16 protein-coding genes and 1 pseudogene are annotated in these 17,308 nt (G+C 45.0%); 5 read left to right on the forward strand and 12 right to left on the reverse strand.

Annotation, left to right across the window (positions count from 1 at the left end):
• The first annotated feature begins 114 nt into the window (after nt 1-114).
• The 4 genes and pseudogenes from JX580_RS03690 to JX580_RS03705 all read left to right on the forward strand — a co-directional run bounded on the left by JX580_RS03690 (nt 115) and on the right by JX580_RS03705 (nt 4,192).
• Complete coding sequence (locus tag JX580_RS03690) at nt 115-417, forward strand: hypothetical protein (protein WP_248851451.1); 303 nt, start codon at nt 115-117, stop codon at nt 415-417.
• 81 nt (nt 418-498) lie between these two features.
• A pseudogene (locus tag JX580_RS03695) lies at nt 499-1,662 on the forward strand (IS3 family transposase).
• Between the two features lie 117 nt (nt 1,663-1,779).
• Nucleotides 1,780-2,286, forward strand: a complete 507-nt coding sequence (locus tag JX580_RS03700) for a DUF3015 family protein (protein WP_248851452.1) — start codon at nt 1,780-1,782, stop codon at nt 2,284-2,286.
• A 61-nt stretch (nt 2,287-2,347) separates the two neighbouring features.
• Nucleotides 2,348-4,192, forward strand: a complete 1,845-nt coding sequence (locus tag JX580_RS03705; protein ID WP_248851453.1) for an Lnb N-terminal periplasmic domain-containing protein — start codon at nt 2,348-2,350, stop codon at nt 4,190-4,192.
• Between the two features lie 18 nt (nt 4,193-4,210).
• Here JX580_RS03705 and nth read toward each other — a convergent pair whose 3' ends face one another.
• The 9 genes from nth to apbC all read right to left on the reverse strand — a co-directional run bounded on the left by nth (nt 4,211) and on the right by apbC (nt 13,486).
• The gene (gene nth, locus JX580_RS03710) at nt 4,211-4,852 is read right to left on the reverse strand and encodes an endonuclease III (protein WP_248851454.1); all 642 of its coding nucleotides are present in this window, start codon (nt 4,850-4,852) and stop codon (nt 4,211-4,213) included.
• A gap of 2 nt (nt 4,853-4,854) precedes the next feature.
• Nucleotides 4,855-5,562, reverse strand: a complete 708-nt coding sequence (locus JX580_RS03715; protein WP_283103600.1) for an electron transport complex subunit E — start codon at nt 5,560-5,562, stop codon at nt 4,855-4,857.
• Complete coding sequence (gene rsxG / locus JX580_RS03720; RefSeq protein ID WP_248851455.1) at nt 5,555-6,178, reverse strand: electron transport complex subunit RsxG; 624 nt, start codon at nt 6,176-6,178, stop codon at nt 5,555-5,557. Before rsxG ends, JX580_RS03715 begins: the two co-directional genes overlap by 8 nt.
• Nucleotides 6,179-7,210 (reverse strand): RnfABCDGE type electron transport complex subunit D, encoded by a 1,032-nt coding sequence (locus JX580_RS03725; RefSeq protein ID WP_248851456.1) that lies wholly within the window; start codon nt 7,208-7,210, stop codon nt 6,179-6,181.
• A complete protein-coding gene (gene rsxC / locus JX580_RS03730; protein ID WP_248851457.1) occupies nt 7,207-9,087 on the reverse strand; it encodes an electron transport complex subunit RsxC in 1,881 nt (626 codons plus the stop codon). The genes JX580_RS03725 and rsxC overlap by 4 nt, the downstream gene beginning before the upstream one ends.
• Entirely contained in the window at nt 9,084-9,638 is a 555-nt protein-coding gene (gene rsxB, locus JX580_RS03735) for an electron transport complex subunit RsxB (protein ID WP_248851458.1), read from the reverse strand. Before rsxB ends, rsxC begins: the two co-directional genes overlap by 4 nt.
• A complete protein-coding gene (gene rsxA / locus JX580_RS03740; RefSeq protein WP_248851459.1) occupies nt 9,638-10,213 on the reverse strand; it encodes an electron transport complex subunit RsxA in 576 nt (191 codons plus the stop codon). The genes rsxB and rsxA overlap by 1 nt, the downstream gene beginning before the upstream one ends.
• 12 nt (nt 10,214-10,225) lie before the next feature.
• Nucleotides 10,226-12,292, reverse strand: a complete 2,067-nt coding sequence (metG, locus tag JX580_RS03745) for a methionine--tRNA ligase (RefSeq protein ID WP_248851460.1) — start codon at nt 12,290-12,292, stop codon at nt 10,226-10,228.
• Nucleotides 12,293-12,361: 69 nt separating this feature from the next.
• Nucleotides 12,362-13,486, reverse strand: a complete 1,125-nt coding sequence (gene apbC, locus JX580_RS03750; protein ID WP_248851461.1) for an iron-sulfur cluster carrier protein ApbC — start codon at nt 13,484-13,486, stop codon at nt 12,362-12,364.
• A 280-nt stretch (nt 13,487-13,766) separates the two neighbouring features.
• Here apbC and JX580_RS03755 point away from each other — a divergent pair, with 280 nt between their 5' ends.
• Complete coding sequence (locus JX580_RS03755) at nt 13,767-15,287, forward strand: phosphomannomutase/phosphoglucomutase (RefSeq protein ID WP_248851462.1); 1,521 nt, start codon at nt 13,767-13,769, stop codon at nt 15,285-15,287.
• 25 nt (nt 15,288-15,312) lie between these two features.
• Here JX580_RS03755 and dcd read toward each other — a convergent pair whose 3' ends face one another.
• Genes dcd through purN form a run of 3 tightly spaced genes read right to left on the reverse strand, consistent with a single transcriptional unit; the run spans nt 15,313 to nt 17,301 of the window.
• Complete coding sequence (gene dcd, locus JX580_RS03760; protein WP_248851463.1) at nt 15,313-15,912, reverse strand: dCTP deaminase; 600 nt, start codon at nt 15,910-15,912, stop codon at nt 15,313-15,315.
• A complete protein-coding gene (locus JX580_RS03765; RefSeq protein ID WP_248851464.1) occupies nt 15,909-16,589 on the reverse strand; it encodes a DUF3108 domain-containing protein in 681 nt (226 codons plus the stop codon). The genes dcd and JX580_RS03765 overlap by 4 nt, the downstream gene beginning before the upstream one ends.
• A 58-nt stretch (nt 16,590-16,647) precedes the next feature.
• Nucleotides 16,648-17,301, reverse strand: a complete 654-nt coding sequence (purN, locus tag JX580_RS03770; RefSeq protein WP_248851465.1) for a phosphoribosylglycinamide formyltransferase — start codon at nt 17,299-17,301, stop codon at nt 16,648-16,650.
• Nucleotides 17,302-17,308 lie beyond the last annotated feature (7 nt).

Below are 17,308 nucleotides of genomic sequence, written 5' to 3' on the forward strand. Positions count from 1 at the left end.
TAATGATTATAGATTATTTGGTGAATTGGTCAATAAATATATGGTTTTTTATACCTAGTGTTACCCTGTATGTCAACATTATGTTGACATACAGGGGATGATTATGACCATGCCATGCGCTGGTGCCAAGACTATGTGAGTTGGTATAACCATCAACATCACCACAGCAGTCTGGCGGGGTTCACGCCCTATCAAGTGTTTAGTGGTGATTACAAGCAAATCGCAACAATACGCCAACAGGCATTAGATGATGCGTTTGCAAAACATCCGCAACGGTTTAGCCAAGGTCGCCCCTTGGTCAAATTGACGCCAGCGGAAGTGTTTATTAACCCGATACCCGAGGAGGCGGATCAACAAACTATTGAAACGGGTGTGAACTTCCCGACCCTGCCAAGGGTGAAGCAAAAAGCAATTTAATTTTTAAAGAACTGTGATCTGGTCTAATAGCAATGGACACTTTTATTAGAGACAATAGATATTGTCGAGCTAGGAGTGATCATGACTGAAAAGAGAACTTATAAAACCTACAGCGATGAGTTTAAAAAAGAAGCCGTCGCTTTAGTGACTGAGCAAGGATATAGTGTAGCTGAAGCTGCTCAATCCTTAGGGGTTAGAACCAATTTGCTTTACAAGTGGAAAGACAAGCTAGAATCGCAAGCCAAAGGGATTGTGCTCGATCCAGATGAGCGAGCTGAACTTAAAAAGCTACGTGCTGAAAACAAGCGTTTAAAGGTCGAAAAAGAAATCTTAAAAAAAGCTTCGGCCCTTCTGGCACAAGACATCCTGTAGGTTTTAAACTCATGGAAAAACTGGTTCAGGAGGGCTTAGCAGTTAAGTCTGTCAGCAAGATGCTCAAGCTAAGCCGTTCAGGTTACTATGCTTGGAAAAAACAGCCTAAGAAAGGTATTACGCCCGAAGAACTCGAGCTACAAGGCATGGCCAAGCGGTTATTTAAAGACAGTCGGCAAAGTCTTGGCTCACGTGAGCTCGCTAAAGCCCTACAAAAAAACGGTTTTCCAATTCAGTCGTGAAAAAACGCGTCGACTAATGAAAACACCAGGCTTGGTTGTGACGCAGCGACGGGCCTACAAGGTTACAACAAAACGAAACCTTACACATCGTGTGGCAGAAAACCTGATTAAGATGGACTTTAATCCCACTAGGATTAATCAAGTTTGGGCGGGTGACATCACCTACTTAAAGACCCCTCAAGGTTGGTTGTACTTGAGTATTGTGATGGATCTTTACTCACGCCGTATTATTGGCTGGGCGCTCAGTGAGCGCATGACGGTGGAGTTGGTCATGAAATCGTTACAGCAAGCCTATTGGCTACGTGGACACCCTAAAGGCGTGATTTTTCACAGCGACCGAGGTTCACAATACACCAGCAAGCGTTTTGCGAGATTGTTAGCTAAACAGAAAATGCGTGCGTCGATGGGTGATGTGGGTGCCTGTTGGGATAATGCGGTCGTAGAACGTTTTTTTGGTAGTCTCAAGCATGATTGGCTATTTAAAGTGCATCACGCCAGCGCTGAAAGCATGAAACAGGATGTAGCGAGTTATATGCGCTACTACAACTTAATTAGGCTTCATAGTTCCAATGGTGATTTATCGCCCATTGACTATGAAAATTGTAAAAAAGATGTGTCCAAAAAAGCTTGACCAGAACACATACTTTTCCATATCAAAATAGCCTGTAAAAAAGTTGATTTATTAGTAGATTTTAGATATAAAATCTACTCTGGCATATGCCAAAAATTCATTTTTAGGAGAAATTAAATGAAAAAACTAGGTTTCGCGGTATCGGCTTTGTCTGTTTTGGCTTTTACCACAGTAAATGCATCGGATCGAGATTTTGGTCAGATTTATAGTGAGTGCGGTATAGGTGGTATGATTGGGTTTGGTATTAGTAATGACCACTCTACTGCAAAACCATTGGCTATTGTTACAAATGTCACATGGGATTTGGGAACAACTGCAATAAGTTCAAATATATCATCCCCAGCTACTTGTTCAGGTGGCAAAGAGCGTACAGCGGCTTTTATCTATCAAAATTATCCTCAGTTGGAAACAGATTTAGCTATGGGTGAAGGTCAGCACCTTATTTCATTGTTAAATGTTGCTGGCTGTTCAGCTTCTGCTCAGGCTGATGTTGTATCCGGTCTTCGCGCTGATTTAGCGGCTTCAGCTAGCCAAGATTCTTATGCTTCAAAAACACGCTTTGAAAAGTCAGAAGTGCTTCATAGCCAGTTAAGTCAACGTATGGCTACTTCTTGTTCAATCTAAATTTTTAGGTTGTATATGAAAAGGCAAGCTTATAATCTTGCCTTTTTTATTGGGTATTTTTGTGAAAAAAACGCTTTTATTTTTATGTCTTAGCTTGTTTATGTATGCAGGCCAAAGTGTTTCAGTTGTTCAGAATCCTTTAGTTGAAAAGGCGCTAGCAGCCGATCTAGATCAACACCCAACTTGGCTTAAATTGCTTTACTTTGATGAGTTGTTAGGTCGAAGTGAGGTTTTGTCCGATAACTTCTTTCTTGATGCCGAAGGGCGTTTTGATCCCCGTAAAGAATTAATTCAAACTCTAAATTTATATACTTCCATTCCTTCTGATAACACTTCTGCAAGATGCCGTTTTCCGGCAAGATATTTGTGGTTAGATAGCCAGCTTAACTTACCAAACTTTGAATTTAGACAGAAAAACTGTGATCATTTGGAGAGATGGGCGCTGTTTGATGAGGTTACTTCGATTAGTGCCATTATGGTAAGTGGTTATTTTGGTAATCCGGCTTCTACATTCGGACATTCATTATTAAAATTCAATAGTGATACGGCTTCTAGGTTTTTAGATTTAACTTTTAATTACGGTGCTTTAGTGCCTGATAATGAGCCTATTCTTCGTTATATTTATAAAGGTATTGTGGGGGGGTATGAAGCTGGGTTTTCTGATGGATATTATTTTTCTCAGGACAGAGTTTATTCTAGAACAGAATTTCGAGATATGTGGGACTATGAGCTAAATTTGACCGAGTTTGATAGAAATCTTTTAATTGCTCATTTGTGGGAGGTTTCTGGTAAAAAGTTTGATTACTTATTTTTGAATAAAAACTGTGCTTTTCGTCTAGCAGAGGTATTAGAGTTAGTTGAAGAATCCAGTTTTTTGACTCAGCGCTCTCGTTTATGGTACGCCCCCGTTGAACTTTTTAATCGAATAGAACAGGTCAACGAAGAAAAAGATGGAGAGTATATTCGTTCTGTTCAATTTATACCTTCTTACCAACGCGAAGTATTAGAACGTCTTAATTTATTCGATGATACAGAGAAAGGGGCTTTTAAAAGTCTTATGTTAGATCCGAATGCTGATCTAAGTGCCTTTCATGTTGAACAACAAATAAAATTGTTAAATGCATTGTTACATTATTTCGAGTATAAAGATGTGGGTTTGATGGATGCTTCAAACAATCACTATAAAGAGCTCAAACGCCAAGCGATGTTGCGGCGAATGTTATTACCTGTTCAAGCTGATCAAACTATAAAAATAAAACCTTTACCGTCTCCGCTTGAATCTTCTCCTCCGATGATGTTTGGTTTTGGTATGAGTGAGTCCCAAAGTGAACATTTACCCAGTGGACTGGCTTTTAGATGGTCGCCGTTTTTTTATGATGCATTATCTCTCAACAGTTTACAAGGTGGTGAGCTTGTTGTTTTGGATACAACTTTATTACTAGACAAAGACAAGGAGCGCTTATCTTTTGATAGGGTTGACTTGATTAGAGTTAAAAAAATGCCTAATTTTTTAAGCCGAGGTATTTTAGAACCTGAATGGGCTTGGACGGTGCGGCTAGCGATAAAGAGAAGTAAGACAGGTAAAGTTACTCCCTTTTTCTCTGCAGGTCTATTTGATGGGTTAGCTAATGATTCAGGATTTTTATTATGGGGTATTCGTGGTGAGGCTATGGATAACGAGTCATCCTGGTTAACGCTGTTTCCTTATGTAGAACTAGGTTTTCAAGCGAGTTCTTTGAAGGGATTGGTGAACTTGTCAAGAGGTTATGATGTGCAGGAAAAAAACTGGGTAAATACGGCAAGGTTCGATTTGAACTATAATTTCAATACCCGTACTTCGTTTAGATTTGAATATGCTTATGATGAAAGTTCTAATTTTCGTTTTTATATCCAACGATATATCTAACCCAAGTTAGACTTGGTTTTATTCAACGTACTTCTCTTTATCTTTAAACTCACATAAATCAAAAATAACACAACTGCCGCAGCGGGGTTTACGCGCCATGCAGGTGTAGCGTCCGTGTAGAATGAGTAGGTGGTGCGCATCCATCAAGTGTTCTTTAGGGGTGAATTTTAACAACTTCTTTTCCACTTCGAGTACATCCTTGCCCGGTGCAATCTTGGTGCGATTTGATACACGAAAAATATGGGTATCGACCGCCATTGCAATTTGACCAAACGCGGTATTGAGCACCACATTCGCAGTTTTGCGCCCGACACCGGGCAGAGCTTCGAGGGCTTCACGGGTTTGTGGTACTTGGCTGTTGTGAATTTCAACCAACATTTTGCAGGCTTTGATAATGTTTTCGGCTTTGGAATTAAACAAGCCGATCGTTTTGATATAGCTTTTTAAGCCATCTACACCGAGTGCGTAAATTTTTTCGGGCGTATTAGCGACCGGAAAGAGCTTGGCGGTGGCGATATTTACCCCTTTATCGGTGGCTTGTGCTGACAAGATTACGGCAATCAGCAATTCAAAGGGTGTTGTGTAGTTTAACTCGGTGACCGGTTCGGGAATGGCTTCGGCGAGCCGATCAAAAATCTGTTGGCGTTTGAGTTTGTTCATTTTCAGTGATTCGCAACTTTGATTTCTACCGGAATACTACTCAGGCTTGGTTTTTTTATTTTTTGGTCTATGAGGTTTTTAAGTGCAATGATTAGGCCGAGGGCAATAAACGCGCCGGGCGGCAGAATGGCCAGCAAAACAGGGTTATAGCTGTCGGGTAGGTACAGTGTCCAGTTTTGCGCGATCTCGCCAAAAATCAAATCCGCTTGATCAAACAGCGTACCGTTGCCAATTATTTCACGCACAGCGCCTAACAGAATTAACACCAAGGTAAAGCCTAACCCAATAAACAGGGCATCAACAATCGATTTGTCGAGTGGGTTTTTTGAGGCAAAGGCTTCGGCACGGGCTAGAATGGCGCAATTGGTGACAATCAGCGGAATAAAGATGCCAAGAATGCCATGCAGGGTATAAAAATAGGCGTGCATGAGCATGTCAATGACGGTGACGGCACAAGCGATAATCGCGATAAACACTGGGATGCGAATTTCTGACGGTACGTAATGGCGAATCAATGAAACCAGAATATTGGAGGTGAGCAACACCGCCATGGTGGCAAGGCCCAGACCTAAGCCGTTGACACTGTTGTTAGTCACCGCCAACAGCGGGCATAGCCCTAACAAGGCCACTAAGGCTTGGTTGTTATTCCATAAGCCTTTTTGAGCAATGTCTTGATATTCGGTGATTTTTTGTTGCCAAGGGTTACTCATAGAGTTGCGCTCCTTGTTGATTAACATAATCCAGCGTATTGCGCACCGCGCCGACAATCGCACGCGGGGTAATGGTCGCACCGGTAAACTGGTCGAATTCACCACGATCACGTTTGACAGCCCAGCGGCGAGAATTATCCTCGGTTAAGCGTCGGCCATCAAAACTTAAGATCCAGTTGTCTTTGCGCAGTTCAATTTTGTCGCCGAGTCCGGGGGTTTCGCGGTGACTAAGGACCCGAACACCGGAAACTTCGCCATTGGCCAGCACACCGACAAGCAAATAAATATTGCCACTATAGCCATTCGGCGCAATGGTTTCAATCACCAGGCCTGCTGGTTGGTTATCGAGTCGAGCACGATAAATGCGAGTTTGCGCTGAACCCAATAAATCAGGGGCTTCAACGATAATGCTGTCTTCAATTAAGTCATTGTTATAGCGTTTGCTTGGCATGACTTGGTTTATTGTTTGTAACAGAGCAAGCCGTTCAGCTTCAGTAATTTTTGGTTGGGTAAAGGCATTAACGCCAATCAATAAGCCAACACTCACCACCACAAACAGGCTAAGCAGGCCTGCTGCGCGGAACATGGTTTGTTGTAAATTAAGTTCGGTTTTCATTTATTTATGCCCCAATACTCTGGGTTGTGTGTAGCGGTCGATTAGGGGTACGGCGATATTCATTAGTAACACGGCAAAGGCAATGCCGTCCGGAAATGCGCCCCAATTTCGGATGACATAGACCAGCACACCAATACCGGCAGCATAGATTAATCGACCATAGGGTGTGGTGCTTGAGCTGACTGGGTCGGTGATAATAAAAAACGCCGCCAACATGGTGCCGCCAAATAATAAATGAAAGCTAACCGGCGCATAAAGGTCAGGATTGATTGAATGAAAAATCCAAGCCATTAACGCCAGAGCACCTAAGAAACCCACTGGATATTGCCAGCGTATGGTGCGGGTATAAATCAGCCAAGCGCCACCGGCTAAAAACGCCAGATTGATCCAGCCCCAAGCGGTGAGATTCCACCATCCGGTTGTGAGGTAGGGCGCTTGTAACATTTGTTGCGCGGTAGCGCCTTCTTGCAGTCCGGTTTTGACCGCGCTGAGGGGGGTTGCGCCGGTAAAGGCATCAATCGGGGCATGGGCTACAGCGCCAAACATAATGTGGTTGAACGAATCCCAGAAACTTAAACTATAACCGGCAATTTCTTTTGGCAGGGTCCACTGGGTCATTTCCGCCGGAAACGAAATCAATAAAAACGCATAACCCAACATCGCGGGGTTAAACGGATTGTAGCCCAGTCCGCCATAAAGGTGTTTGCCAAAAACCAAGGCAAAGGCACTGCCAGAAACAATCACCCACCAAGGCGATTCAGGTGGAATACAGAATACCAAACCGGTGACGGTAATAAGCGCACTAAAGTCGGTGACATTCGGTAAAACCGGCTTGTCACGCAGTTTCAGCATCACATATTCAACCAGTAATGCGGTCGCGACGGCTAAAAACCATTGAATAATAATGCCATAACCAAATAACAAAATATGCGCCAGTAAAGCAGGAAAGGCGGCTAGCTGGACTTGCAGCATAACCTTTTGTACTGAGCTATTGTTATGCGCGAAAGGCGAGCTGGTATAAATCGATTTCACTCTTTTGATTCCTGTTGGGCTTTCTTAGCGGCGGCACGGGCTTTGGCGGCCTCCATCGCTGCTTTACGCTTGTCCTCGACCGAGCGTTCGGGTGTTTCATCTAGTTTTTTCGGTTGGTCTGCAGGTGTTTCAACTTGCGCTTTCTTAGCGGCGGCACGGGCTTTAGCGGCTTCCATCGCGGCTTTACGTTTGTCTTCAACTGCTTGGTCGGGGCTGGCTTGAGCTGTGTGTTTTGAAGTCGTTTGAGCTTCAGAAGGCTTAGGTTTATTCGCGGCTTGTTGTCGCACTTTCGCCATTTGAATCGCTTTTTCGCGCGCAGATAGCTTGGGCGCATCACTCGCGATGGGTTTCTCATCCGTTTTACTTTGTGCGTCTTTGGCGGCGTCTGCTTTCACCGCTGCTTTTTTGGCGGCCAGCTTGGCTTCGCGTTCCTGTTTGTCGCGTTCTATTCGTGCTAGGCGCGCTTCATGACGTTGTTTGGCTTGTTCTGTTAATTTGGCTTGAGCCTTGATTTCGCGAACTTCAGATTTAGCATGACGATAGTATTGCACCAGCGGAATATGGCTGGGGCAAACAAACGAACAGCAACCACATTCAATACAATCAAACAGATTAAGTTTTTCGGCTTGTTGATATTCGTGGGCCTGAGTGTGCCAATAAAGTTGCTGAGGTTGAAGGTTGATCGGACAGGCTTCGGCACATTCGCCACAACGAATACAGGCCATAGCCGCTTGAACCGGTTCCGGCGGATTCGCTAGAATACAGTTAGTGGTTTTAACCAGCGGAACATGGTTATCGGCGAGTTTTACCCCCATCATGGGGCCGCCCATAATGAGTGGATAATCTATCGGCTGTTTCGGTTTTGCCAGTTCGACTAACTCATCAAAAGGTGTGCCTAGCAGCGCATCCATATTATAAGGTTGTTGAAGGCCTAAGCCGGACACCGTCACAAAGCGTGAAACTAGCGGTTGGCCGTGATCGACTGCGTGGGCAATGGCGCGTAGGGTCGCGATATTCATCATCACAATACCTATATCAATAGTATGCTGGCCACTGGGCACTTCAATGCCTAACACCTCTTGAATCAATTGTTTTTGGCCGCCCATTGGGTAAACCGTCGCTACTTCTTCAATTTTAATTTGGGTGTTCTGGCATGCCTGCTGCATAGATTTTATAGCCTGAGGTTTATTGGATTCAATCGCACAGGTTACATTCGGAATGGCAAATATCTCAGCGACCCGTTGCGCACCACGAATAATCTCATCTGGATGGGTTTGCATTAACATATCATCACAGGTGATAAAGGGTTCGCATTCAGCACCATTAATGATCAGATATTTAACCAGGCCTGGTTGATCGGGCAGTTTCGCAAAGGTCGGAAAGCCAGCGCCACCCATGCCGACAATACCCGCTTCTAAGATCAGGGTTTTAAATTCGGCTGGATTTTTCGGAGGTTCGCTGACATTTAAAACATTATGCAGCGCTGAGTCTTGGCCGTCCGGTTCAATCACAATGCAGGGTTCGGCCAAGCCAGAGGCATGGGGTAAAACACGCGGTTCAATCGCTATGATCGTGCCGGAGGTAGGCGCATGAATTGGCGCACTTAATCCCTTGGCTGCTTGCGCAATCAGCTGATATTTTTTTACATTATCCCCGACTTTAATAGTGGGCAAGGCCGGCAGCCCCATGTGCTGTTGTAAGGGTAAGATAAGCTGTTTGGGCATATAGCCTTGACGCAAAGGCTGGCGCAGGGACAGTTCTTTGTTATATTTTGGGAACACACCGCCATGAAATTGATATAGCCAACGCTTTGCCATCGGATAAATCGGGCTCAGAATCTTGGCAAGCTGCTTGATGATGCCAATCTTTTTCATCATGCCGACTCCGTCAGTGATTTAGGTTCAGGCCATTTCCAGTTTTGCGGACTGGGTTGTTCCGTTACCATGTCAATGCAATCGACCGGACAGACCGGAATGCAAAGTTCACAACCGGTGCATTCTTTTTTAATCACGGTGTGCATCATTTTGGTTGCGCCAATAATGGCATCGACCGGACAGGCTTTGATACACAATACGCAGCCGATACACAAATCTTCGTTAATCAAGGCGACCATCGGCGGTTTGGGTTCAGTGGCTTCGGCTTCCATGGCTTTGGGTTCAACCTGAAGCAGTTCAGCAATTTCGAGCATCGTCGGTTCACCGCCCGGAATACAGAGGTTGACCTCGGCTTCGCCTTTTGCCAAGGCTTCGGCATAGGGTTTGCATCCCGGGTAGCCACATTGGCCACATTGGGTCTGTGGCAGTTTTTTGTCGATTAGTTCAGCAACCGGATCACCTTCAACTTTAAAACGCACAGCGGCATAACCTAGTAACAGACCAAAGACCACCGATAGCCCGAGGAAAATAACAATACCGATCAGACCCGTCATTACACTAGTCCACCAAAGCCCATAAAGGCTAATGACATCAGGCCGGCGGTAATCAAAGCAATCGGTGCGCCTTTGAAGGGGGCGGGTACATCACCGGCATCAATTCGTTCGCGCATTGAGGCGAATAACACCATGACCAGCGTAAAGCCCACCGCTGCGCCAAAACCGTAAAAGGCCGATTCAATAAAGTTGTGACCTTCTCCAATATTAAGCAGCGCAACGCCGAGAACTGCACAGTTGGTGGTAATCAGGGGCAGGTAAATACCTAATACTTGATAGAGTGCCGGGCTAGACTTGTGAATCGCCATTTCGGTAAACCCGACCACCACAGCGATGGAGAGAATAAAGCCAATCGTGCGCAGGTATTCGAGTTCAAACGGTTGCAACAAGTAGGTATAAAGCAAATAACTCATGACTGAAGACAGCGTCAGTACAAAGGTGGTCGCCAAGCCCATACCCAGGGCCGCATCGGTTTTTTTTGACACCCCCATAAACGGGCACAGGCCAAGAAACTTAACCAGTACAAAGTTATTCACCAACACGGTGCTGATTAAAATAATGACGTATTCGGTCATGGAGGTCTCAAGTTATTTAACGCGCATGCCGGGTTGTGCGCCTTCATCCGGGTTAAGAATGAACAGGTCTTTGCCTCCCGGGCCTGCGGCTAATACCATGCCTTCTGATAGGCCAAAGCGCATTTTACGCGGTGCAAGGTTCGCCACCATGACGGTCAGCTTGCCGATTAAATCCTCGGGTTCGTAGGCGGATTTAATGCCGGCAAATACCTGGCGTTCGCCCAAGCCAATATCCAGCGTCAGCTTTAGAAGTTTATTGGCTTCGGGTACGGCTTCGGCATTGACAATTTTCGCAATCCGCAAATCAATTTTAGCAAAGTCGTCAATGGTGATTTCCGGTGCAATCGGGTCGAATACGGATTCGGTTGTCGCTGGTTTTTCAGCCGCAGGCGCTGCGGCTTGTAAGGTTTGTTTTGAGTCTTCTAACATTTTTTCTACCTGTATCATTTCAACGCGAGTTAATAATGCTTCAAATTCGTTAATTTTTTCAACTCTGTTTTCATGTTGTCCCATAAGGGGAATTGAAGCGTTTTTCCACATTTGTTTTTTAGGATCAAGATTTAGTAGTTTCCAAGCCCTGTTTGCAGTTTCTGGCAGGACGGGGGCAAGATAAATCATTAAAGCTCTGAACATGTTGATACCGAGTGATACAGACTCATGCAGTTCTTCGTCTTTTCCTTCCTGTTTAGCTAGTACCCAAGGCGCTGTGTTTGCAATGTATTCGTTTGCTTTATCGGCTAACGCCATAATTTCACGCATAGCTTGACCGTATTCGCGTTTTTCGTACAGTGCCGCAATTTCATCGCCTTTATCAATAAAATCACCATAAAGGTCAAATGCTATATCTGAGTATGTTTCTTTCAATCTACCATCGAATCTCTTAACAAGAAAACCGGCGCAACGGCTGGCGATATTCACCACTTTACCAATCAAATCCGAGTTGACGCGTTGAACAAAATCGTCCAGGTTTAAATCCAAATCATCAATCCGGCTATTCAGTTTGGTGGCAAAGTAATAACGCAAATATTCCGGGTTAAGGTGCTTGAGGTAAGTGCTGGCCATAATAAAGGTGCCACGCGACTTGGACATTTTCGCGCCATCTACCGTCAAGAAACCATGGGCGAAAATCGCCGAAGGCGTTCTAAAACCGGCACCGGCTAACATTGCTGGGAAGAATAGCGCGTGGAAATAAACAATATCCTTGCCGATAAAATGGTACAGCTCCGCGTCAGAATCTTTCGCCCAGTAGTCATCAAAGTTAATGCTGTGTTGGTCGCAATATTTTTTAAACGACGCCAAATACCCAATCGGTGCATCCAACCAAACATAGAAGAATTTATTATCCTCACCGGGTATTTCAAAGCCAAAATAAGGCGCATCGCGACTGATGTCCCATTTTTGCAGTCCGGATTCAAACCATTCACTGAGCTTGTTAGCAATCTGAGTTTGCAAATGGCCGCCTTGCGTCCACTCCTTGAGCATAGGTTCAAAGTGACCCAGTTCAAAGAATAAATGCTCGCTGTCTTTTTCAATTGGGGTTGCGCCGGATACCACTGATTTCGGGTCTTTCAGTTCGGTCGGGCTGTAGGTCGCACCACAGACTTCACAATTGTCCCCGTATTGATCTAATGCGCCACATTTTGGGCAAGTGCCTTTGATAAAACGATCAGGCAGAAACATCTGTTTTTCTGGATCAAACGCTTGTTTAATGGTTTTGCGGCTAATGTGGTTATTGGCTTTTAGCTGATTGTAAATGTAACTGGCATAAAAACGGTTTTCTTCAGAATGGGTGGAATGATATTGATCAAACGCAATATTAAATCCGGCAAAATCCTGTTGATGTTCCTCAGAAATGCGCGCAATGAGTTGTTCCGGTGTAATGCCTTCTGATTGCGCACGTAACATAATCGGCGTGCCATGCGCATCATCCGCACAGACATAAATACAATGGTGTCCGCGTTGTTTTTGGAAACGCGACCAAATATCGGTTTGAATGTATTCCACCAAATGACCCAGGTGAATCGGGCCATTGGCATAGGGAAGCGCACTGGTAATTAAGATTTTTCTGACCGAACTCATTGCCTTATCCGTTTTTTTAAAATTTGAGCCGCTTATTATAACGCTTGAGCGGCTTTTGAGTGGTGGATTCTAGCTGTTCTCAATCACTATTTTAGGAAATACCGTGCTGTAATTACGCTTCGCATCGGCCAGTTGTGCACTGACTTGGAAACTAATCTGGCGGTATTTTCCGGCATAAGGACCGTCCGGTTCAGCGACTATGCTGGGTTTGCCTTGATCTGCCTGTTGACGAATCTTCATCGCCAGGGGCATCGCACCTAAAAACGGAATTTGATAGGTTTCGGCTAAGGTTTGCCCGCCTTGTTCGCCGAAAATCGCTTCCTCATGCCCACAGTTGGAGCAGATATGGGTGCTCATGTTTTCAATAATGCCTAGCACAGGAATATTGACCTTCTCGAACATTTTATAGGCTTTTTTGGCATCAATCAGCGCGAGGTCTTGCGGGGTGGTGACAATCACCGCACCGGTCACAGGAATTTGTTGTGCGAGCGTTAATTGCACGTCACCCGTGCCGGGCGGCAAGTCAATAATCAAATAATCCAAGTTGTCCCATGCAGTTTCTTTTAGCAATTGTGTCAAGGTTTGGGTCACAATCGGGCCGCGCCAAATCATCGGGGTATCTTCTTCGATGAGAAAACCAATCGACATGGCTTGCAAACCATAGGCTTGCATAGGTTGCATGCTTTTGCCGTCTTCGGACGTGGGTTTGCCTTTTAAACCGAGGAGTGTAGGCAGGCTAGGGCCATAAATATCGGCATCCAGCACCCCAACGCGTGCGCCTTGCTCGCTGAGGGCTAAGGCTAGGTTAGTACTGGTGGTGGATTTGCCGACACCGCCCTTGCCCGAACCCACTGCAATAATGTTTTTAATATTTGTTAGTGCTTGAACATTGGGTTGGGTTTGGTGGGCTTTAATATCAAGCCGATGCTGAATGTTTAGCTGATCAATTCCTTCAATCTCAGTCAGTGCTTGGGTGAGTTTTTGTTCTGTCTCGGCATACAGGTTTTTTGCTGGATAGGGCCAATGCAGGTTAAAGCTTAGGATGTTTTTTTTAAGCGTAAAAGCCTGGACACACTTGGCTTGTGCCATATTGGTTTTCATAAAAGGTAGGCAAATATTAGCCAATTTTTGGTTAATCTGTTGCTGAAGATCATCGCTAATGCCATCGCCAAATAAGCGGTCTAGTAACCCCATGTTTTGCTCCGAATTGGTAAAATATTAATTCCCGACTAATTTTATCAGGAATTAGGCTGGATATCATAAAGACGTATAAAAGTATTTTATACGTAGATAAGTTTTATGCTAATTAAAAGTTTTTATAGGCAGTTAACCGGATTATGTGTTCAGCTTGCGTTTTTATAAAGTCGATAGGTTTGGCGCTAGAAGTTTTTGCTCTATTCTGCTTCACTTTTTATGTGTTTTATAGGTTACACTGAAAGTATTATTGTTTGGTTTATATGGTTGGAGTGCGGCGATGGAGCAGGGTTTATGGTATGGCTTACAAAATGGCTCAGATATTCGAGGTATTGCCCTTGAGGGGGTTGCTGGTGAGTCAGTTAATTTAACGTCTGAGCAAGCGAATGCAATAGGCCAAGCTTTTGCACGTTGGTTATCAGACACGCTTGAGAAACCATTTTCACAGCTTAAGATTGGGGTTGGACGAGATAGCCGACTTTCAGGGCCGATGTTGGCGAGGGGGTTGGCTGAGGGCTTAATGGCGATCGGTGTTGAGGTCAGTGACTTTGGCTTGGCATCGACCCCGGCGATGTTTATGTCAACGGTAAGCGATCAACAGGATGAAATAGGACCTTATGATGGCGCGGTCATGATTACCGCCAGCCATTTACCTTTTAACCGTAATGGATTTAAGTTTTTTACCGCGAAGGGCGGATTGGATAAACAGGATATTCGCAGTTTATTGAACTTGGCCGCTGAGTGTGTCTATTTGCCTTGTACTCAAACGGCGCAAAGCGTTGATTTTATGGCGGTGTATGCAGCAGGCCTGGTTGAAACCGTTCGACAAGCGATTGATCATCCAACGCATTACGCGCAACCCCTAACAGGTTTAAAAATTATTGTGGATGCCGGCAATGGTGCGGGTGGGTTTTATGTTGATCGGGTGTTAAGACCCTTGGGCGCGGATACCACAGGTAGCCAGTTTTTGGAGCCGGATGGACGCTTTCCTAATCATATTCCTAACCCAGAAGATGCCGCTGCCATGGCTTCAATTCGTGATGCGGTTATTCGTTATCAAGCTGATTTTGGAATTATTTTTGATACCGATGTGGACCGCAGTGCAGCGGTGGATGAAAGCGGGCATGAGTTTAATCGTAATCGTTTGATTGCGTTGATTTCTGCCATCTTGCTCAAGCAGTATCCCGGTGCAACCATTGTAACTGATTCGGTTACCTCGGATGGTTTGACTGACTTTATTGAAAACCAGCTTAAAGGCCGTCATCATCGTTTTAAGCGGGGTTACAAAAACGTCATTAATGAAGCGATTCGGCTCAATAACGAGGGAGTGTTTACCCCATTGGCCATTGAAACATCTGGGCATGCGGCTTTAAAAGAGAATTACTTTTTAGATGATGGTGCCTATTTGGTAACCAAGTTGTTAGTTGAGTTGGCAAAAGCAAAACTAAACCAGCAATCTTTAGCAAGTCTTGTTTCATCACTTAATGAGCCTATTGAGGCGCTTGAGAAGCGTTATTTGATTCAACAGTCGGATTTTCAAACCTATGGTAAAAATGTGCTGGCTGCCCTTGAAAAATTTGTAGCTGAGCAAGACGATTGGCAGCTTGCGCCTAACAGCTTTGAGGGTATTCGGGTGTCTTGTCAGGGTTTGGATCAGCAGGGCTGGTTTCTGCTGAGGTTATCTTTGCATGATCCAGTGTTAGCCCTTAACATCGAAGCGGATGTAAAAGGGGGGGTGGATAGCATATTCACCCGCTTGAGTGGTTTTCTAGCGGGTTTTGATTCGTTGCAGCAACGCTAAGGTCAACAGGATAAGTTCGTTCGGTTTAGTCCGATAGACTTCTGGAATCCTGATTGATCCGGCTCGAAGTTGGGCCGGTTTGGTTTCGGTATTTGGCATCAGCGCGTTTGTTGTAAGGTTTTTGCGCAGGACTGGATAGGGTTTCAAAATTAATCGCACAAATGTCCATTCCTGGTCGCAGGGCTAGCGGCAGCTTTCCGCTATTAAAAATTTCCAGTACGATTTGTCCATGCCAACCCGGATCGATGCGGTGTGCGGTGACATGCACCATTAAGCCCAAGCGAGCGAGGCTGGATCGACCATCAAGCCAACCCACCAGATCGTCTGGAATAGTAATGGATTCCAGCGTTGAGGCAAGTGCCAACTCACCTGGGTGTAAGAAAAAAGCCTGGTCATCTTCAATAACGATCTCATTGCCCATTACCTTGTCGAGTAGGGCTTGCATCTCTTCTTTGGGGCCACTAAGATCAATAAAGGGCGCGGTATGGTCATTAAATACGCGGAAGCGATTATCAAGTCTTAAATCAACACTGATACCTTTGATTTTGTTTTCAGTCGGCATGGGTTCAATTTTTATGCGTTGTTGCGCGAGTGCGCTGGAAATGTCGTGATCACTCAGTTTCATGGTCGATTCTCTTCGTCAAAGTTTGGGCGCGACAACAAGCTAAGTCTCATGCTGCGCCGACGTTTTTTATCATGGATTTCAACTTGCACAGGGAAGTGGTTTAATTCGCTTGCCAGCCAAACTGAAACCATATATTCAGGGGAGTCAGCAACATAGTGTTGTGTTGTTAATTGTGATTGGAAAGGGGTTCTTAATGCTGCATTTCCTCTGAGCTCGAAAGCAAGGGGGCGTTGGCGTCGCTCTTCTTGCAGTAGCATAGCATCGAGAGGTTGGTTATGTTGAATGCGGTGTTGCAGTGCATAGGCCATTGAGAGGGGGTCAAAAGTGGTTGGGGTGTAGGGCCATGTTAGATTGCGCTCTTGGTTCTCAATTTCTTGTGTTTCCATGTTTAGGCGGACAAGGGTTTGATCAGTGATCTCTTGGTTTCGAATATTTAGCGTTTTGTTCTCATAAGCTAACCAGCTTAATTGATCGTCCTTCAGTTCAAGTTGAACTCGCTCGCGCCCTTCTTCGCCGATTAAACGCCGAGCTAATCCCGTTGGCGTGGCGTGGCTGGTTAGTTCACAATGATGGTTCTTGCAACTAAGCTTATGATCGGCTTTACCCAGGGTAAAGCCGAGTGCTTCAACTTTAAAACTGGCTTCAAACGGGGTAAGTGCTTTTGTTGGGGCCGTCATGAACAAGGCTAAACAGGCAAAAAGTAATTGAGTTAAGAACCTCTGTAAATTTGACATCTTAGCGTTCTGAAAGTTGAAGCGGGGTCATCAATGGTTGATTTTTGTACCAGGCCTGGTTGTTTTTAAGTTCAAACTGACCTTGTGCATAGTATTGCACCGCTAGAGGGTAGGCTTGGTGCTCAAGTTGGTGAACCTTTTTCTGAAGTGAGTCGGCATTTAGTCCCGGTTGAATACTGAGTGTGGCTTGAAGGATAACAGGGCCACCATCGAGTTCTGAGGTGACAAAGTGGATGCTTAGACCGTGAAGTCTGTCGCCAGCATCGAGTGCACGTTGGTGGGTGTTGAGCCCTGGGTATTTGGGAAGCAACGAGGGATGGATATTTAACATCTTACCAATATAATGTTCAGTAAAAAGCGGCGTCAATATTCGCATAAACCCTGCAAGAACCACCAGGCCTGGTGGTTCTTGGTCGATTTCATTGATCAACGCTTGTTCGAAATCTTCTCGACGTTGATAGTGAGTATGATCAATTAAAACAGCCGGGATTTGAGACTGTTTTGCACGCACTAACCCATAAGCTTCGGGTTTGTTGGCGATGACTTTTACTATTTTGTATTGGCAGTCAGGTTGGCTTTGGTAATCAATCAGTGCCTGAAGGTTTGAGCCGTTTCCTGACAATAAAACAACAACCTTTAATAGCGGATGTGACATGCTGTCA

Source organism: Thiomicrospira microaerophila, assembly GCF_023278225.1.
GTDB lineage: Bacteria > Pseudomonadota > Gammaproteobacteria > Thiomicrospirales > Thiomicrospiraceae > Thiomicrospira > Thiomicrospira microaerophila_A.